Source organism: Pseudoalteromonas simplex (genome assembly GCF_015278155.1).
Taxonomy (GTDB): Bacteria; Pseudomonadota; Gammaproteobacteria; order Enterobacterales; family Alteromonadaceae; genus Pseudoalteromonas; species Pseudoalteromonas simplex.
This window is the reverse complement of the sequence record NZ_JADILN010000018.1, coordinates 16082-34882: the sequence shown is the minus strand read 5'-3', so window position 1 is coordinate 34882 and position 18801 is coordinate 16082. Positions and strand designations below refer to the sequence as shown.

Annotated in this window: 24 protein-coding genes; 14 read left to right on the top strand and 10 right to left on the bottom strand. The window is 41.8% G+C overall.

The genetic code is table 11. The features are described 5' to 3' along the window. Positions 1–312: 312 nt before the first annotated feature. From rpsI to zapE, 3 genes are all read right to left on the bottom strand, one after another. Positions 313–705 carry a 30S ribosomal protein S9 gene (rpsI, locus tag IRQ78_RS19820; protein WP_095209788.1) on the bottom strand — a complete coding sequence of 131 codons (393 nt, stop codon included), beginning with the start codon at positions 703–705 and terminating at the stop codon, positions 313–315. An 8-nt stretch (positions 706–713) separates the two neighbouring features. Then, positions 714–1142 carry a 50S ribosomal protein L13 gene (rplM, locus tag IRQ78_RS19815; protein WP_054554177.1) on the bottom strand — a complete coding sequence of 143 codons (429 nt, stop codon included), beginning with the start codon at positions 1140–1142 and terminating at the stop codon, positions 714–716. A gap of 331 nt (positions 1143–1473) precedes the next feature. Next, positions 1474–2562 carry a cell division protein ZapE gene (zapE, locus tag IRQ78_RS19810; protein WP_054554176.1) on the bottom strand — a complete coding sequence of 363 codons (1089 nt, stop codon included), beginning with the start codon at positions 2560–2562 and terminating at the stop codon, positions 1474–1476. A gap of 178 nt (positions 2563–2740) precedes the next feature. Here zapE and IRQ78_RS19805 point away from each other — a divergent pair, with 178 nt between their 5' ends. The 3 genes from IRQ78_RS19805 (at position 2741) to IRQ78_RS19795 (ending at position 5841) form a co-directional block, all read left to right on the top strand. Next, positions 2741–3184 carry a YhcB family protein gene (locus IRQ78_RS19805; RefSeq protein ID WP_055020791.1) on the top strand — a complete coding sequence of 148 codons (444 nt, stop codon included), beginning with the start codon at positions 2741–2743 and terminating at the stop codon, positions 3182–3184. A 123-nt stretch (positions 3185–3307) separates the two neighbouring features. Then, positions 3308–4660, top strand: a complete 1353-nt coding sequence (locus IRQ78_RS19800; RefSeq protein WP_138602010.1) for a Do family serine endopeptidase — start codon at positions 3308–3310, stop codon at positions 4658–4660. 98 nt (positions 4661–4758) lie between these two features. After that, on the top strand, positions 4759–5841 hold the full coding sequence (locus IRQ78_RS19795; RefSeq protein WP_166339581.1) for a trypsin-like peptidase domain-containing protein: 1083 nt from the start codon (positions 4759–4761) through the stop codon (positions 5839–5841). Between the two features lie 67 nt (positions 5842–5908). Here the strand turns inward: IRQ78_RS19795 and murA are convergent, their stop codons facing one another. Genes murA through IRQ78_RS19760 form a run of 7 tightly spaced genes read right to left on the bottom strand, consistent with a single transcriptional unit; the run spans position 5909 to position 10565 of the window. Continuing rightward, entirely contained in the window at positions 5909–7168 is a 1260-nt protein-coding gene (gene murA, locus IRQ78_RS19790) for a UDP-N-acetylglucosamine 1-carboxyvinyltransferase (RefSeq protein ID WP_138602006.1), read from the bottom strand. 15 nt (positions 7169–7183) lie between these two features. Further along, entirely contained in the window at positions 7184–7441 is a 258-nt protein-coding gene (locus IRQ78_RS19785; protein WP_054554171.1) for a BolA family protein, read from the bottom strand. Between the two features lie 5 nt (positions 7442–7446). Continuing rightward, positions 7447–7740 (bottom strand): STAS domain-containing protein, encoded by a 294-nt coding sequence (locus tag IRQ78_RS19780; protein ID WP_054554170.1) that lies wholly within the window; start codon positions 7738–7740, stop codon positions 7447–7449. Next, positions 7733–8380 (bottom strand): MlaC/ttg2D family ABC transporter substrate-binding protein, encoded by a 648-nt coding sequence (locus IRQ78_RS19775; RefSeq protein ID WP_371352324.1) that lies wholly within the window; start codon positions 8378–8380, stop codon positions 7733–7735. The genes IRQ78_RS19780 and IRQ78_RS19775 overlap by 8 nt, the downstream gene beginning before the upstream one ends. Before the next feature lie 32 nt (positions 8381–8412). Beyond that, positions 8413–8961: an outer membrane lipid asymmetry maintenance protein MlaD gene (mlaD, locus tag IRQ78_RS19770; protein WP_054554168.1), complete on the bottom strand. Its 549-nt coding sequence runs from the start codon at positions 8959–8961 to the stop codon at positions 8413–8415. A gap of 13 nt (positions 8962–8974) precedes the next feature. Further along, positions 8975–9754, bottom strand: a complete 780-nt coding sequence (mlaE, locus tag IRQ78_RS19765) for a lipid asymmetry maintenance ABC transporter permease subunit MlaE (RefSeq protein WP_054554167.1) — start codon at positions 9752–9754, stop codon at positions 8975–8977. Further along, positions 9747–10565 (bottom strand): ATP-binding cassette domain-containing protein, encoded by an 819-nt coding sequence (locus IRQ78_RS19760; RefSeq protein WP_082389312.1) that lies wholly within the window; start codon positions 10563–10565, stop codon positions 9747–9749. Before IRQ78_RS19760 ends, mlaE begins: the two co-directional genes overlap by 8 nt. Before the next feature lie 248 nt (positions 10566–10813). Between IRQ78_RS19760 and IRQ78_RS19755 the strand changes: the two genes are divergently transcribed. The 11 genes from IRQ78_RS19755 (at position 10814) to IRQ78_RS19705 (ending at position 18601) form a co-directional block, all read left to right on the top strand. Next, a complete protein-coding gene (locus IRQ78_RS19755) occupies positions 10814–11782 on the top strand; it encodes a calcium/sodium antiporter (RefSeq protein WP_054554165.1) in 969 nt (322 codons plus the stop codon). 3 nt (positions 11783–11785) lie between these two features. Then, a complete protein-coding gene (locus tag IRQ78_RS19750; protein WP_054554164.1) occupies positions 11786–12757 on the top strand; it encodes a KpsF/GutQ family sugar-phosphate isomerase in 972 nt (323 codons plus the stop codon). A 3-nt stretch (positions 12758–12760) separates the two neighbouring features. Next, entirely contained in the window at positions 12761–13312 is a 552-nt protein-coding gene (kdsC, locus tag IRQ78_RS19745; RefSeq protein ID WP_054554163.1) for a 3-deoxy-manno-octulosonate-8-phosphatase KdsC, read from the top strand. After that, positions 13309–13863: an LPS export ABC transporter periplasmic protein LptC gene (lptC, locus tag IRQ78_RS19740; protein ID WP_194442955.1), complete on the top strand. Its 555-nt coding sequence runs from the start codon at positions 13309–13311 to the stop codon at positions 13861–13863. Before kdsC ends, lptC begins: the two co-directional genes overlap by 4 nt. Then, positions 13853–14374: a lipopolysaccharide transport periplasmic protein LptA gene (gene lptA / locus IRQ78_RS19735; RefSeq protein WP_054554161.1), complete on the top strand. Its 522-nt coding sequence runs from the start codon at positions 13853–13855 to the stop codon at positions 14372–14374. Before lptC ends, lptA begins: the two co-directional genes overlap by 11 nt. Next, entirely contained in the window at positions 14371–15096 is a 726-nt protein-coding gene (gene lptB / locus IRQ78_RS19730) for an LPS export ABC transporter ATP-binding protein (RefSeq protein ID WP_054554160.1), read from the top strand. The genes lptA and lptB overlap by 4 nt, the downstream gene beginning before the upstream one ends. Before the next feature lie 106 nt (positions 15097–15202). After that, positions 15203–16699 (top strand): RNA polymerase factor sigma-54, encoded by a 1497-nt coding sequence (locus tag IRQ78_RS19725; RefSeq protein WP_054554159.1) that lies wholly within the window; start codon positions 15203–15205, stop codon positions 16697–16699. A 26-nt stretch (positions 16700–16725) separates the two neighbouring features. Next, positions 16726–17013: a ribosome hibernation promoting factor gene (gene hpf, locus IRQ78_RS19720; protein WP_054554158.1), complete on the top strand. Its 288-nt coding sequence runs from the start codon at positions 16726–16728 to the stop codon at positions 17011–17013. A gap of 3 nt (positions 17014–17016) precedes the next feature. Further along, complete coding sequence (ptsN, locus tag IRQ78_RS19715; RefSeq protein ID WP_054554157.1) at positions 17017–17469, top strand: PTS IIA-like nitrogen regulatory protein PtsN; 453 nt, start codon at positions 17017–17019, stop codon at positions 17467–17469. After that, entirely contained in the window at positions 17470–18315 is an 846-nt protein-coding gene (gene rapZ, locus IRQ78_RS19710) for an RNase adapter RapZ (RefSeq protein WP_138601999.1), read from the top strand. It begins immediately after the preceding gene. Between the two features lie 13 nt (positions 18316–18328). Continuing rightward, positions 18329–18601, top strand: a complete 273-nt coding sequence (locus IRQ78_RS19705; protein WP_054554155.1) for an HPr family phosphocarrier protein — start codon at positions 18329–18331, stop codon at positions 18599–18601. Positions 18602–18801 lie beyond the last annotated feature (200 nt).

The following is an 18801-nucleotide window of genomic DNA, read 5'->3' as shown; positions in this document are numbered from 1 at the left end:
ATTAGCGACCATCTTAACTGTATCTGTGGTGTCTAACGACTCTTGAACGACTTTTATTTTAAATTCGAGGGAATATCTACGCTGTGACTTTACTTTCATGATTACTGACTCCAAAAAGGTGTCTACTTTTATGGAGTCAGATCAATCAAAAATATAAAACCTGAGAGATCAATGTAAAGCTATTATTGTTAAAAAACATAAATAACTAAGCCCTCTCTCGATCAGCTAAAAACTGACGTCTGAAAGCTGACAGCTCCAAAAACAAAAAACCCAGCCGGAGCTGGGTTTTTGGTATTCTGATAAACGTAAATATTAACGTTTTGAGAATTGTGGACGCTTACGTGCTTTCTTAAGACCCACTTTCTTACGCTCAACTTTACGTGCATCACGTGTAACGAAACCTGCTTTACGAAGTGTAGGACGTAGAGACTCGTCAAACTCCATAAGTGCACGAGTGATACCGTGACGGATAGCACCAGCTTGACCAGTTGTACCACCACCTGAAACAGTGATGTGTAGGTCAAACTTTTCAGTCATTTCTACGTGCTCTAATGCTTGACGAACAACCATGCGAGCAGTCTCACGACCGAAGTACTCTTCTAGAGAGCGCTTGTTGATTACGATGTTACCAGTGCCTGGGCGTAAGAATACGCGAGCACTTGAACTTTTACGACGACCTGTACCGTAGTATTGATTTGCCATGATAGTGCTCCTTAAATGTCTAGAACCTGAGGCTGTTGTGCAGCATGGTTGTGCTCAGTACCTGAGTAAACTTTAAGTTTACGGTACATTGCGCGGCCTAAAGGACCACGTGGCAACATGCCTTTAACAGCTTTTTCGATGATCATTTCAGGCTTTGCAGCTTGAAGCTTGTCGAAAGTAGTAGACTTAAGACCACCTGGGAAACCAGTGTGTGCGTGGTACATTTTGTCTTTTGCTTTATTACCAGTAACAGTAACTTTCTCAGCGTTGATAACGATGATGTAATCACCAGTATCTACGTGAGGAGTGTATTCAGCTTTATGCTTACCGCGTAGGCGACGAGCGATTTCAGTAGCGATGCGACCTAAAGTTTTACCTTCAGCGTCAACTACGTACCAGTCACGTTTTACTGTTTCTGGCTTAGCAACAAACGTTTTCATTTATTAAAATCCAATGTTTTTTAATTAAAACCACAGGTAATTATTATTAATTACCGCTCTAAGTTGAATGCTTTAACCCCTTCGAGTTTAAGACTTTGAGCCATCAATTAGAGGCTAAACTAATATCTGGCAATAGAACGCAACGTGGCAGACGCGGGAGTATACCAGCACTTGAACCACATTGCTATATGATGGTTGTTTTTTATTCGAGAAAATCGGCTATCAGCTAAGTGCGCGCGAAATAAATTTCAAGCCTACATCAATCGTAGGCGTCACGCTTGCTTGGCGCGCCTTACATTCAACACCGTTCGGCTGAAAGCTGACAGCTCTACTACGCTAAATGCTCTTTTGCTAAGTATTCTAACGATTGCATTTCTTGTAGTCGGCTAATACAGCGCTTAAATTCAAAATTTAAGTTACCTTCGCTATATAGCTCGGTTATTGGCTTTTCAGCAGAGATAATCAGCGTAACATGACGCTCGTAGAATTCATCCACTAACGCGATAAAACGACGTGCGGCATCATCATTGGCTTGCCCAAGAGCTTTTACGTTCGACAAAATCACCGTGTTATAAAGTCGGCTTATTTCCATGTAATCAACTTGGCTGCGGGCTGTTTCGCATAGTTCACTAAACTCAAACATAGCAATACAGTCAGACACTTTACGGGTTTTGATCATCCGCCCTTCAATTTCAATTTCTTTATCGAGCACACCCGGCTCAGGTGACAACTTATCGAAGTATTCAAATAAATTATCATCAGCTTGCTTATCAAGCGGACTATGGAAAATTTCGGCTTGCTCAAGGGTACGTAAGCGATAATCAACCCCCGAGTCTACATTAACAATTTCGGTGTTGGCTTTTACCAACTCAATTGCTGGTAAGAAACGTGCACGTTGCAAACCGTTTCGATACAGCTCATCAGGCACGATGTTTGACGTAGCTACCAGCACAATGCCGCGCTCAAATAAGGCTTCCATCAAACCACCTAGCAGCATTGCATCAGTGATATCTTGCACAAAAAATTCATCAAAACAGATAATATCTGTTTCTGATTTAAAGATATCTGCAACCACATTTAATGGATTACTGGTATTTTTTAACTTTTTCAGCTCATCATGCACGCGATGCATAAAACGGTGAAAGTGCACACGCATCTTACGATCAGTAGGTAAAGCTTCGTAGAACGTATCAACTAAATAGGTCTTACCTCTACCTACTCCGCCCCAAAAATACAGCCCTTTTATACTTGGCGTGCTATCTTTAGAGAATAGTTTGGCAAACCACCCCTTCGCGGCCGGTTTGTCTGCCGTTAGGTCATCATAGAGTCTTTGCAAATGGCGCACTGCATTTTCTTGCGCTGCATCATGTACAAAGTCTTCACGTTGTAAATCTTGTTGGTATTTCTGCCAAGGAGTCATAGGTCGTTACAATAAAACACAGTTAAATTTGCACAGTATATTAACACGCATCGTATCTCAGGGTATATTAGCCCGCAGTATGATTTCACAATCAAATTAAGCATATTTTAATAATGATTGGACTATAAATGCTTTTAAAGCATTTGTTTTTGTTATTTTTTCCCAAAGGGGTAGATTTATGGGCACAATTACCTGGATAGGTATTCTAATCATCGTTGCAATTTCAGCATTCTTCATTGGTGCTTTTGTAACCAAAAAACAATTTAAGCAAGACGAACTAGAACAACAAGTCGAGCAAGCTAACAATGCACTTGAACAATATCGTCAAGATGTAGCTGATCATCTAGCGAGCACAGGTAAGCTAGTATCTAAAATGAAAGATAACTACGACCAGCTACTGAACCATGTAGAAGAAACAAATAAACTGCTACTTGCTGATAAAAAACAGCACCCAAATGAGCCGTTCTTTTCTAAAGAAACAACTGAGCAATTACAAAACTCATTACAAGACCGCAGAGGCGATCGTTCAAGTGCTGAAGCTCAGCCTGCTGACTATGTTGTTGGTGAAACGGGCTTGTTCACTGGCTCAGAGAAAGTTTCAGAACATTCTAAAGCCTCTTGATGAACTTTTTTTTGACCCCATAGTCATTAGATATAACAGCTTTATATCTAAACCAAGAAAAGGGCTGCTTATGCAGCCCTTTTTAGTTTTTGCTTTATCTCTGAAGTGGAGTAAACCCAGACTATGAAAATGAAATTATCTGTTATCAGTGCTGCTATTTTATCTTCTAGCTTATTATTAAGCCCTGCAATTTCAATGGCAAAACTTCCTGTTGCTGTAAATGGTCAACAATTGCCAACCCTCGCACCTATGCTTGAGCAAATCACACCGGGCGTGGTGAGCATTCAAGTATCAGGCTCCAAAGAAGTTCGCCGCCGTGCGACTCCATTTGATGACTTTTTTGGTGTTCCTCGTGGTGGCAGTCAAAAGCGTGAATTTAGTGGCCTAGGCTCAGGTGTGATCATTGATGCAGACGAAGGATACGTGGTTACTAATAACCATGTTATCGAAGATGCCGAAAAAATGGTGGTGACCTTAGAAGATGGCCGCGAATATGACGCGACCAAAATTGGTAGTGATAAAGAGTCAGATATTGCCTTGCTGCAAATTGATGCTGAAGACTTAACAGCGCTTAAAATTGCCGATTCAGATCAGTTACGTGTAGGAGACTTCGCAGTTGCCATTGGTAATCCATTTGGTCTAAGTCACACAGTAACATCAGGTATCGTCAGTGCCCTTGGCCGTAGCGGTTTAAATATAGAGGGCTATGAAGACTTTATTCAAACCGATGCAGCTATCAACCAAGGCAACTCAGGCGGCGCGTTAGTGAACCTTAATGGTGAACTGATTGGTATCAACACTGCTATCTTAGGTGCATCAGGTGGTAATGTGGGGATTGGTTTTGCCATTCCATCTACCATGATGAAAAACCTTGTTGACCAGATCATCGAGCACGGTGAAGTGCGTCGTGGCTCGCTGGGTATTTCAGGTCGACCACTTGATGCAGGCCTCGCTAAAGCACAACAGCTAGACGTAAAACAAGGCGCTTACGTTATGCAAGTAATGGATGATACAGCAGCAAGTAAAGCGGGTATCAAAGCGGGTGATGTAATCATTAGCGTTGATGGTACTGAAATTAGTGGTTTCCATGAATTACGCAGTAAAATTGCTACCCTTGGCGAAGGCAAAAAAGTAAAACTGGGCATTTACCGAGATGGCAAAATCAAAACCGTTAATGTCACATTAGATGGTGCATCAGCAACGACTGCTGCTGGCGAAGAAACGCACCCAGCTTTCCAAGGAGCGACATTAGAAAATACTCAGAAGAGTGATGGTAAGGGTGTTGAAGTAACCGGCGTACAAGCACGTTCTCCAGCTGCTCGTGTCGGCCTTGAAGAAGGTGATGTGATCATGCAAGTGAACCGTCAACGCGTTGAAACAATCCGCGACATGAATAAGATCATCGAAAATACCAAAGGTAACATCGTACTAGGTGTTAAACGAGGTAGAGAGCTTATTTTCGTACTTATTCAGTAAACCTAGTTGATAAATCATGAAAAAATAACAGCGGTGCTTGCCGCTGTTATTTTTTTTGTGCCATCATTAAGGGATTGCTCACTGATAATAAGAATACTGTGCTGAAACTTTTAAAATTTATCCTTCCACCGCTTTTCACTGGTTTAGGCATTGCCTTTTTAGTGGTTTTATTTAGCCCAAGCCTTCGTAGCACACTGTTACCAGATATGAATTTACCTGCAGCGATATCCTCTGAACATATGAGCTTTGCTGATGCAGTACAAAAAGCAGCGCCGTCGGTTGTTACTATTTTTTCAGAAAGCATTTCCAATCAACCGCGCTATAAACGTCAAAACACCGTTCAAGCTCTTGGCTCTGGTGTGATCATGACCCAAGACGGCTATATCTTGACTAACTACCATGTAATCAAAAATGCCGATCTCATTATCGTTACACTCGCTGATGGCCGTCGTTTTTATGATGTACAAGTGATTGGTTTTGATACTCAAACAGATTTAGCACTGTTAAAGATCAGCGCTGAGCATTTACCAAAGATTCCAGTGAACGATAAATTTAAACCACGTGTAGGTGATGTTGTTTTAGCGATAGGTAACCCGCTTAACTTAGGTCAAACCATTACCCAAGGTATTATCAGTGCGACGGGTAAACAAAACTTAATCGATAGCCCTTACAGCAGCCTATTACAGATGGATGCTGCGATTAACGTGGGCAACTCAGGTGGCGCGTTAGTCAATTCAAGAGGTGACTTAGTCGGTATTACCTCGGCACAATTTAAAACTCATGAAAATCTCGATATTCAGGGTATTTTCTTTGCGGTGCCTTACTCGATTGCCAAAGATGTGATGGATAAACTAATAAAGCATGGCCGTGTCGTACGTGGCTATTTAGGCTTTAGTGGCACCGGCATTGATAGTACAGGTAAAGATGTTAGCGATAACTTTACGCCTGTTGCAGGTATGCGTATTTCTCAACTTGATCCATTTGGCCCAGCCTGGAAAGCAGGTATTAGAGAAACAGATATTGTAGTTAAAATTGGCGGTATTGCAGTAGCAAACCCACAACAAGTGCTCGAGAAACTGGCCAATACAGAGCCAGGAAAAGAACTTGAGTTTGAAGTATATCGCAATGGCAAAATCTTAAAAGTAATGGTGACTGTTGCAGAACTCGAAGACGAGCAGTAGTTACTTAGGTAATACAGATACAAAAAAGGCCTAACACTTGTTAGGCCTTTTTTGGAAGTCTTAGCGATTAGCTTGAACGGCGCTTGATATTAGCACCTAGCGCACTCAGCTTATCTTCAATGCGTTGATAACCACGGTCTACGTGATAGATGCGGTCAACAATAGTCTCACCTTGAGCAACGATCCCTGTCAAAATAAGGCTCGCTGAAGCACGTAAATCAGTTGCCATCACTTGCGCGCCTGATAGGCTTTCTGTATCCCCACAAATTGCCGTATTACCTTCTAAGCGAATGTTTGCGCCCATACGCTGTAACTCTGGTACGTGCATAAAACGGTTTTCAAAAATCGTTTCTGTGATGGTTGCACTGCCTTTCGCTACCACATTTAAAGCTGTAAACTGCGCTTGCATATCGGTAGGGAAACCCGGGTGTGGCATAGTCTTAATATTAACTGCTTTTAATTCGCGGCCACGCATATCAAGATAAATGCTGTTATCAGTGACTTCAACCAAGGCATTGGTAGCGCGTAGTTTTTCAATCACAGGATCAAGACTATGGTGGTCTGTATTTTTACAAAGCACTTCACCGCCAGCCATTGCCGCCGCAACCAAGAAGGTACCTGTTTCAATGCGATCAGGAAGAATGCTGTACTCACAACCCGATAGTGACTCAACCCCTTCAATTTCGATACGGCTAGTGCCTGCACCGCTGATCTTCGCACCCATCGCAATTAAGCAATTAGCAAGATCGGTAATTTCAGGTTCGCGAGCGGCATTTTCAAGTACAGTTTTACCATCAGCCAGCGTTGCTGCCATTAGTAAGTTTTCTGTTGCGCCAACACTGACCATCTCCATAAAGATTTCAGCACCTTTTAAGCGACCATCAACCTTAGCGTTGATATAACCATTTTCAACCTTGATGATAGCGCCCATGCGCTCGAGGCCTTGAATATGGATATCAACTGGGCGGGCACCAATCGCACAACCACCTGGCAGTGATACTTGCGCTTGGCCAAAACGGGCAACTAAAGGGCCTAATGCAAGCACAGAGGCACGCATTTGCTTTACCAGCTCGTACGGTGCAAGCGTTTTATCAACCGTCGCACCATCAATGATTAGTTTGTCTTGCTGCCATTCGACATTTGCACCCAGCGTTTTTAACAAGGCTTCTGTGGTGCCGATATCGCGTAAACGAGGAACATTACTAAAGGTACTTTTGCCCTGCCCTAAAAGCGCAGCAAAAAGAATTGGAAGAGCGGCATTTTTAGCGCCAGAAATAGTGACTTCACCTGCCAGCGAGGTGCCACCTTGAATAACAAATTGATCCATTAGGAGGCCCTGCGACTATTGAGGTAAAATAAATTTTTGTTCGCGTTTCCATTCAGTCGGTGTGAACGCTTTGATAGATACAGCGTGGATTGTACCGTCTGAGATTGTTGACATTAACGGAGCATAAACCAACTGTTGCTTCTTCACGCGAGATAAACCATCAAAACACTCACCAACAGCAATCACTTCGTAGTGGCTACCATTTGCTTTAACAATCACTTCATCTAGTTTTAATTCGTCGCGTAATAACGTTTCGACTTGGCTCGTTTCCATAAATCTCACTCAAATAAGTTTGTGACCTGACCCAACTGCATTAAGTTTTGCAATTGCTCAGGGCTATTTTGCAGTTCAAGGTGAATGCCTTGCTGCTTTAATTCTGCGAAAGAGTGAATTAACCAAGCTAAGCCCGCCGTGTCAACCCTAGAAAGCCCAGAAAGGTCAAAATACCATGTTTTATGCTTAGTATCTGGCTTAACGTTCAGAAGCCGTTCACGACCAATTGAATTTCGAGTCAGTTCGCCACTGACTCGAAACTGGTTCTCTTCAAGTTGAGTAATCTCGACTTTACTCATTGCCACCTTCACCTCTGAACTGAACTGGCAACTGGCTCTTCTGCTCCAATAAATCACTCACATATTCTATACCTTGTTGGCGTAAAATACCTTGTAATTCACTTTGTTTAGCATCTAATAAGCTAATACCTTCCGCAATCATGTCATAGGCTCGCCAATCACCATCACGATCCTCGCGTACCTTAAAATCGATTTTAATATCTGGCTTACCCGGCTCAACAATTTTTGTTTTCACTACTACGACATCTTGGCCTTTGAAAGGCTGCGCAGGTGCGAACTCAACGCTTTGATTAGTGTACTGTGTAAACACGCCAGCGTAAGTGGCGATTAAATATTTTTGAAATACATCAATAAAGCGCTGCAACTCTTTAATTGCTTTCGCTTTTTCTTCTTTATCTTCGATAGCGCGCACCTTTGATACATGATTACCTAATACGCGCAGTGCAGCATATTTGTAGTCTATGTAAGGCATCAGCTCTTCTTCAACGATAACGCGTAAATGCTCTTTATCTTTCGCAATTAGAGGCTGATCTTTAGAAATACGCGCAAACGTATGATCAGATACTTTACGCACCATTTTATAAGGATCTTTTAAATCAATATTTGCATCAGCTGCATTGACATTTAACGTCAACAGCATGCCCAAACATACTAAAAACTTCTTAAACATAATTATTCACTTCCTTGGTTGAATAAGAACTGACCTATCAATTCTTCTAAAACTAATGCTGATTTTGTGTCGGTAATGTAGTCACCATTGGCAAGAGCCTTACTTTCAACACCAAACAGCTCATCTAAGCCAGCATCTTGTTCATTAACTGTCACTTCATTGCCCATACAACGCTGCTCAGCAGATTCTGGGGCAATAACAGGGTTAATACCTAAATACTGTTCACCTAAAATACCTGACGTTAAAATAGAGATTGATGTGGTGTCTGAAAACTTACATAAGTAATTAGCATCAATCGCCATATTAACCACCGGCACAAACTCTTTTGGATGGATAAAAATAGATTCAACTCGACCAACAACCACACCACCTACTTTGATAGGCGCTCTTGCTTTTAAAGAACCAATATTCTCAAACTTTGCGTTAAGTTGGTAAGTTTCACCACTCCCACTAATGCCAGCATTCGCAACTTTAAATGCTAATAATGCAAATGCAGCGATACCAAGGGCTACAAAAAAGCCAACTAATATTTCTAATTTCCGTGAATTCATCTTAATACCCTAATTAGCTGGTAAACATTACCGCTGTTAAAATAAAGTCAAAACCTAATACTGCCAATGACGAGTGCACAACGGTTTCTGTTGTGGCCTTACTGATCCCCTCAGATGTAGGAACACAGTCATAGCCTTTGTAAAGTGCAATCCAAGTCACAATCATGGCGAATACAAAACTCTTAATCATGCCGTTCACAATATCTTGTTGAAACGACACTTGCGCTTGCATGATTGACCAGAAGCTTCCTGAGTCAACACCAAGCCAATCAACACCCACTAAATGAGCGCCAATAATAGCAACCGCAGAAAATATTAGTGCAAGCAATGGCATACTGATAAAACCAGCCCAAAAACGCGGTGCAATAATGCGTTTAAGTGGATCGATCGCCATCATTTCTAAACTTGATAATTGTTCAGTCGCTTTCATTAACCCAATTTCAGCAGTAAGCGCACTACCCGCGCGACCAGCAAACAGTAATGCTGTTACTACAGGGCCTAACTCACGTAATAAGCTCAATGCCACTAAGGGTCCTAAGCTATCTTCAGCACCATAGCCTACTAATACGGTGTAACCTTGCAGAGCGAGCACCATACCGATAAATAGGCCTGACACCATGATGATCAAAAGAGATTGCGAGCCCACCATATATAATTGGCGAACAAGTAAAGGTGTGCCTTTTTTAAAGTTTGGCACATTAACGAGTGCACCAAACAGCATTTGAGTAGAACGACCAAGCGCGGCAAAGCGCCCTAGCGTTTTGTGACCTAACTTCTGGAATAGATCAAGCATTATGCACTCCTAGTAATTCATCATCATACGCAGGAGCTGGGAAATGGAATGGCACAGGGCCATCCGATAAACCATTTAAGAACTGTTGCACAAGCTCAGATTCATGGTTTTGCATTTGCTCAGGTGATCCTTCGCCTATCACTCCTTGATCAGCAATGATGATCACGTGGTCGGCAATACTCATAACTTCTGTTACATCATGAGTTACGATCAGTGATGATAAACCTAACACCTCATTCAATGACTTAATAAGTTTAACAAGCACACCCATGGAAATAGGATCTTGACCAGCAAAAGGCTCATCATACATGATAAGTTCTGGATCAAGGGCAATTGAACGCGCTAAAGCAGCACGACGAGCCATACCACCTGAAAGCTCAGACGGCATTAAATCTTGTGCACCACGCAGACCAACAGCTTGTAATTTCATTAAAACAACAAGGCGGATTAAATCTTCGCTAAGCTGAGTATGTTCGCGCAAAGGAAAGGCGATATTGTCAAACACTGACATATCGGTAAATAAAGCGCCGCTTTGGAACAGCATGCTCATTTTGGTACGGGCGGCGTAAAGTTCCTTGCGAGTCATGCTAGGAATGCTTTTGCCTTCAAATAAAATGTCACCAGAGTCAGGCTTCAGCTGACCGCCAATTAAGCGTAACATGGTGGTTTTACCAATGCCGCTCGGTCCCATGATAGCGGTAATCTTGCCTTTCGGAATGTTAAAACTCATATTTTTATATATGATTCTATCGCCCCGTGAAAAGGTTACATCCTTGATTTCTACTATTGATTGCGACAAGTCGCTCTCCATAACGTTTTTCACTAGTTTTGCCATTTTAAGGGTTTTTTAGTCAAGATGGAAAAAACAAATCGTAAAATTTTGTAATATTTTCTATCAATAAATTCTAAAGCTAGCTGTAAAGAGCTTAACGACACCTGAAATTTAGTTTCCTTACCAAGCACGCTTTATGCTTGCCAGCCCATTCTTTTACTTATACTTTCAGGTTCGCTTTTGTTACTATTTGCAGTCATCTGTATAAGTAATGTTGGCGTATCGCAATGGTGACTTCTTTTGTCATTTTAATTATTGGCTTTGCTGCACTCGTTTGGAGTGCCGATCGGTTTGTTTATGGGGCGGCTGCACTGGCAAAAAATATGGGGATCCCCACCCTAATAATTGGTTTAACTGTTGTTGCTATGGGCTCATCTGCGCCTGAAATGATGGTATCTGCATCGGCAGCACTTGCTGATAAAACAGATACTGCGGTAGGAAATGCGGTCGGCTCTAACATTACTAACATCTTACTTGTACTTGGTGTCACAGCTTTACTGCGCCCCCTTTCAGTATCTTCAATGACACTTAAACGCGAAATGCCGCTGGTGCTATTAATCTCTGTAGCCGCTTGGTATGTGTTCTCTGATAACTATTTTTCGTTCGCTGAAGGCATTGCATTGATGATTGCCTTTGCGGTGTTCATTGGTGGCTTAGTTATTGTGTCTCTGCGTGCTAAAAACCAAGATGACCCATTTGTCAGCGAAGCATGTGAAGATGTTCCGAACGATGTCAGCACTAAATCAGCCATATTTTGGTTAATCATCGGCATGATTTTATTACCAGTCAGTTCACACTTTTTAGTTGAATCAGCCGTTGATATCGCAAAATATTTTGGTCTATCAGACCTTGTAATAGGCTTAACCATAATTGCTATTGGCACCAGCTTACCAGAGCTGGCAGCCTGTATTGCAGGGGTATTAAAAAACGAAGACGATTTAGCGCTTGGTAATATCGTTGGCTCAAACATTTTCAATTTACTCGCCGTATTACCTCTTGCGGGTATTATCAACCCTTCAATTATTGACCCTTCTGCGGCAAACCGCGATGCACTTATCATGATTGCAGCAACCGTTGTATTGATTGCCATGTCATTGAACTTTAAAGGTGCTCGTCGTATCAATAGAGTAGAAGGTGGCTTACTGTTAGTCGCATTTATTGCATATCAGGGCTATATTTTCAGCCAAGTAGGATAATTAATGACACAACCTAGCTTTATCGCGCAGGGTAAGCGCGTACTCGAAATTGAAGCACAAGCTTTACAAGAAATTGAGCAATATATAAATCAAGATTTCGATAATGCTTGCCAATTAATGTTCCAATGTACAGGTCGTATTATTGTGATTGGTATGGGCAAGTCTGGCCATGTAGGTAATAAAATTGCTGCAACCCTTGCAAGTACTGGCACTCCGGCATTTTTTGTTCATCCTGGCGAAGCTAGCCACGGTGATTTAGGAATGATCACCCGCGACGATGTGGTGATGTGTATTTCAAATTCAGGTGAGACCAGCGAAGTACTCAGTATTATCCCTGTTATTAAGCGCATTGGCGCAAAAATGATTTCATTAACAGGCAACCCAGACTCAACAATGGCAAAACTGTCTGATGTTCATGTGTGCATCAAAGTTAGCCAAGAAGCGTGTCCGTTAGGCCTTGCCCCAACGGCAAGCACCACTGCAACCTTGGTTATGGGCGATGCAATGGCGGTTGCGCTACTAGAAACCCGAGGTTTTACTGCCGACGATTTTGCACTTTCGCACCCGGGTGGCAGCTTAGGTAAACGTTTATTACTTACATTAGATGATGTGATGCACGCAGGCGACGCAACGCCAATCGTTAGCGAAACCCAAAGCATCAAAGATGCATTGATTGAAATGTCAGCCAAGGGCCTTGGTATGACCGCAGTGATTGGTGCAGATGAAAAGTTAGCCGGGTTATTCACTGATGGTGACTTACGCCGTATTTTAGAACAGCGCATCGATATCCATAACACGGCAATTAGCCAAGTGATGACCCGTTCATGCACAACGGCTCGCCCTGACATGCTTGCGGCTGAAGCTTTAAATATTATGGAGCATAAACGTATTAATGGTTTAATTGTGGTGGATCAAAGCAACACACCAATTGGTGCCCTTAATATGCAAGACTTATTAAAAGCAGGAGTTCTCTAAGCAATGACATTCGCCGAACTATACCAGCCCCTGAGCCCTGATGTGAGTCAGCGTGCTCAAAAAATAAAACTATTAATCTGTGATATTGATGGTGTTTTTTCTGATGGTCGAATTTATTTGGGTAATAATGGCGAAGAGCTTAAAGCATTCAATACTAAAGATGGTTTTGGTATTAAAGCACTCATTAATAGTGGCTTTGAAGTGGCAGTGATTACTGGCCGCCATTCACAAATAGTTCAGCAGCGAATGACTAGCCTAACAGTTCAGCACATTTATCAGGGACAAGAAGATAAGCTGATTGCTTATCAAGAGTTAAAGGATAAACTGGGGCTGACAGATAAACAGATTGCCTATATTGGTGATGATGGTCCAGACTTACCAGTTATGGAAAAAGTTGGCTTTGCTGTCGCAGTAAACGATGCACACCCGCTTATCAAGAAGCTGGCTCATTACACCACATTATTACCGGGTGGCTTTGGAGCTGTGCGTGAATTAACTGATTTACTGATGTTAGAAAACGGCAAGCCGTTAACTAGCGATGGAACCAGCGCATGAATATAGCCCGTATTTTACTGAGTATTGTTTTTGTCTGTTGCATGGTGTGGTTATGGTACCCGTACTTTAACCTGTCAACTGATACAATAACTAGTGAAGACGAGATCATCGCAACGCCTGATTACACTGCCGTTGCTCTAAAGCAAACAGCTTATGACGAGCAAGGTAAAATTAGTCATAAAGTGGCAGCTGCAAAAATGGAGTTGTATCAACAATTAGGGTTTACCTTTTTTGAACAACCTATTTTTACTATTTATAGCGATCAGCAAGTTTGGCAAGTAAGAGCCAAAGAAGCTACTTTATACGAAAATGATCAGCTGATTTTTGAAGGGGATGTAGTTGCTAAAAACTTAACCCATAACGGTATGATCGAAGATATAAAAGCAGAAAATATTAATGTCGACATTGATAAAATGACGATGTTTTCAAAGCAACCTGTAACACTAACAGGACCGAATTTAAAAATTACCGGTAAAGGCTTAAAAGCCGATTTAAAAGCCGAAATTGTTGAGTTAACTAACCATACACGAACCATATACTATGACCAATAAACTGAAGAAATTACTCCTGATCCCAAGCTTATTGATTGCCTTTTCGGGCGCAGCTGCCGAGCAAACAGGCGCTCAAATTAGCATTAGCTCAGATCGCCAAGTCGGTAAACTAAAAGATGGCGTTGGCATATTCGAAGGTAACGTAGAGATCGTGCATGGTGATCGTCGCATTACAGCAGAGCGACTTGAGGCACATGGCGGTGACACCGAAGGTACAGTCGAATTAATTATCGCTACAGGCAAACCAGCTTACTTCGAAGAAAAGCAAGCTGATGGCACCGTGATGAGCGCCAGCGCCGAAGAAGTTCGTTATGATGTTGCGAAACGCTTCTTAACACTCAATGGCGAAGCTGAAGTCACTCAAGCGGGTCAAAAAGTAACGGCAAAAAGCATTACCTATGATATGGCTCAACAGCTGATCAGCGCAGAAAAAGACGAAAACTCAACAGATCGTGTACACACTATTTTAGTGCCTGTAGAAAATAAAAAAGACGATAAAGGCCAACCATGAGCACATTAAAAGCAGAGCTTTTAGCTAAAAGCTACAAAGGCCGCCAAGTGGTTAAAAATGTCGGTCTTGAAGTTGAAGCGGGCAGTATTGTTGGCTTGTTAGGGCCAAATGGTGCAGGTAAAACAACGACCTTCTATATGATTGTAGGGCTCGTACCAAGCGACAAAGGAAAAATAAGCATCGATGATAACGATATCACGCTTTTGCCAATGCACAGCCGTGCGCGCTTAGGTATTGGTTATCTACCACAAGAGTCGTCTATTTTTCGAAAATTAACAGTTTACCAAAACTTGATGGCCATATTAGAGACCCGCAAAGATCTTAACAAAACAACGCGCGAAGAGACGCTTAACAACTTATTAGATGAATTTAGCATTCAACATATTCGCGATAGCCAAGGTATGGCACTGTCAGGTGGTGAACGACGCCGCGTTGAAATTGCACGTGCATTAGCCGCTAATCCTAAATTTATCCTTTTAGATGAGCCTTTTGCTGGTGTTGATCCTATTTCGGTGTTAGATATAAAGAAAATTATTGAGCACCTAAAAAATCGTGGTATTGGTGTACTTATTACTGACCATAATGTTCGAGAAACCCTTGATGTTTGTGAAAAAGCCTACATTGTTTCTCATGGGGAGCTAATTGCATCAGGGACACCTGAGCACGTATTAGCTGACCAAACTGTACGTGATGTTTATCTAGGCGAGCAATTCAGGCTGTAACCATTACGCCACCGACTAGAGCATCTGCTAGACTTATACAATGACAATAAATCGATAACAGTGTCTTCACCGTTACCGATAACTTAAAAAGGATTGTTAGGGATACATGAGGCAATCATTACAGCTGCGCATGGGCCAGCAACTTACAATGACTCCACAACTGCAACAAGCCATTCGCTTGTTGCAGCTCAGTACATTGGATCTCCAGCAAGAAATTCAAGAAGCGCTTGATAGTAATCCTCTGCTTGAAGTGGAAGAAGCGGATTACAACGAAGAAAGCATCGGTAAGAATGAGCAAAAAGCGGAGTCTGACGATGTACAAGTCAGCGCGTCTGCCGACGAAGCACCTAGCGAATTCGAGCAAGAAAGCAGTGATGCTCTGAGTAAGGATACGGTTAGCGATGACTTAGCTATGGATGTTACGTGGGATGAGTACATGAGTGCCGCCCCATCAACATCGTCTGGGCCAATGCCTGAAGACGAGTCTATTTACCAAGGTGCTTCAACAGAAACACTGCAAGAATATTTAATGTGGCAACTACAGCTCACACCATTTAGTCCTACCGATGAAGCGATTGCCGTTGCCATCGTTGAAGCTATCGATGACTCAGGTATTTTAACGGTTAGCTGCGAAGATATTGTCGAAAGCTTTAATCAAAATAATGATGAAGAAGAAATCGAACTCGATGAAGTTGAAGCTGTCTTAAAAAGAATACAGTTATTCGATCCAGTTGGTATCGGCGCGCGAAGTTTACAAGAGTGCCTGTGTATACAACTTCGTCAATTCGATGCCAATACGCCATATTTAGCTGAAACTAAAATGGTTTTATCTGAGCATATCGAATTATTAGCAAGTCGCGACTATCGCACTTTAATGAAAAAGACTAAGCTTAAAGAAAACGAGCTTAAAGAAGTGATGACGCTCATTCACAGCTTAAATCCTAAGCCTGCGGATAGCATAGTACGCGAAGAATCTGAGTACGTCATACCCGATGTATCAGTGAAAAAAGTGAAAGGCCGCTGGGTAGTCGAGTTAAACCCAGATTGTATGCCAAAAATTAGAGTGAATAGCCAATATGCAGCGATGTCTCGCTCTGTTAAATCAAGTAGCGACAGCCAATTTATTCGTTCTCACTTACAAGAAGCAAAGTGGTTTATTAAGAGCTTAGAAAGCCGTAACGATACTTTACTAAAAGTGACCAACTGTATCGTGCAACAACAGCAAGCTTTCTTTGAACATGGCCCAGAAGCAATGAAGCCAATGGTGCTAAACGATGTCGCTGAAATGGTCGAAATGCATGAATCGACGATTTCTCGGGTTACAACACAAAAATATATGCATACCCCAAGGGGAATTTTTGAGTTGAAATATTTCTTCTCAAGCCATGTCAGCACCGAAAATGGTGGTGAGTGTTCTTCTACAGCAATTCGCGCTTTAATCAAGAAGTTAGTTGCTGCAGAAAACTCGGTTAAACCATTGAGTGATAGCAAAATTGCAGATATATTGGCTGAGCAAGGAATTAAAGTAGCTAGACGTACAATTGCAAAATATCGTGAGTCTCTAGCAATACCTCCGTCTAATCAGCGTAAAAGTCTGATTTAGACGTTTTACATAGAAGGAAAATGCTTATGCAACTAAATTTAACTGGTCGTCACGTAGAAGTCACTGATTCATTAAGAGACTATGTAAACACTAAGTTCGCAAAACTAGAAAGGCATTTTGATCATATTAATAATGTTCATGTCATTTTAGATGTAGAAAAATTAAGCCAAAAAGCAGAAGCAACTTTACATGTAAACGGAGGCGAGTTGTTCGCTTCTACAGAACATCAAGATATGTACGCAGCAATTGACTCATTGATCGATAAACTTGATCGCCAAGTCATTAAGCATAAAGAGAAATTAGCTCGACATTAAATTATGAAACTTAGTTCACTTACTAATCAGGACTGCAGCAAAGCTGCGGTCCTTTTTAATAGCAAAAAAAGAATTCTTGAGTATATTAGCGAGTTAGCTCACCAGCAGTTTCCTCATTTATCTCAACAAGATATCCTAGATGCTTTTCTGAACAGGGAAAAGTTAGGTAGTACAGGTATCGGCCGAGGAATAGCTATTCCCCACGGTCGAATGAGTGGTGCTGATGAACCTCATGCATTTATTATTGTCAGTGAATCTCCCATCAATTTTGATGCGATAGACAATCGTCCCGTTGATATTTTTGTGGCACTCATCGTACCAGATGGCGATTGCCAGTTGCACTTGAAGACCTTGTCAACAATTGCTGATAGACTTAAAGATAAAGATTTTTGTAAACAGTTGCGAAGTGCTACAAGCGATCAGCAACTATTTCAAGTAATTGCATCAGAGGCATAAATGGAATTAATAATTATCAGCGGTCGCTCAGGCTCGGGGAAATCGGTCGCTTTACGAGTTCTTGAAGACTTAGGCTACTACTGTGTTGATAATATTCCTGTCAACCTACTGCCTTCGCTCGTGCGAAGTGTTTCTGATAATTATGACAAAATTGCCGTCAGTATCGACGTACGTAACTTACCGAAAGAGCAGCAAGAGTTTAATGATATTCTTGAGTACCTGCCAGGTTTTGCAAACCCAACACTATTCTACCTAGATAGTGATGACCAAACCCTAATTAAGCGCTTTTCTGAAACTCGCCGTTTGCATCCATTATCGATTGATTCTTTACCGCTTGATCTTGCCATTAAACAAGAAAAAATCCTGCTTGATGTGCTGATCACCCGCGCTGACTTTATGATTGATACCACTGATTTGAGTGTTCATCAGTTAGCAGAATCAATTCGTGAAAAGATTTTAGGTAAGAAAGATAAAAAACTGATTATTACGTTTATGTCGTTTGGTTTTAAGCATGGCATTCCAAAAGAAGCTGACTACGTTTTTGATGCACGCTTTTTACCGAACCCACACTGGGAGCCTGATTTAAAGCCACTAACCGGCCTCGATCAGCCTGTCAGGGATTATTTAGCTAGCCACAGCATAGTGCAAAAGTTCACTTGGCAGATTCAAACCTTTGTACAGACTTGGTTGCCACATCTAGAGCGCAACAACCGCAGTTACCTAACCATTGCAATTGGTTGTACAGGAGGCCAACACCGTTCTGTTTACTTAGCGCAAACAATTGGTGAAAGCTTTTCTAAAACTCATGCTAATGTAAAAATTCGCCACCGCGAACAAGATATCTAACTAGGCACCAACAATGCACGCTGAAGATACCTTTTTAATTCAAAACAAACTTGGCTTACATGCTCGCGCTGCGACTGTTTTAGCGCAACTAGCACTGCAATTTGATGCCAAAATTACACTTTTTCAAGATGAGAAAGAAGCTGAAGGCGACAGCGTGTTAGCGTTAATGCTCCTTGAAAGTAGTCAAGGAAAAGAGGTTCGTGTTGTATGCGAAGGTCCTGACGCTGACGCTGCATTAACGGCAATCGGCGAATTAATTGCGCAACGCTTTCACGAGCAAGAATAGCATTTGCTAAGACTTCAAGGTTTACGGTAAACTTACTTCGGATATTTAAAATTCCCTTTAAATATCCTACTTTTATATCGCTCGCTTTTCTAAATTACAAAACTCTTAATAAATTTATCGCAGTGCGACGATATCTCTGCAAATACACTACAAAGCAACTATGCTGTATTTGCATAGCCTATTTAAACTTTTTTCAGTTG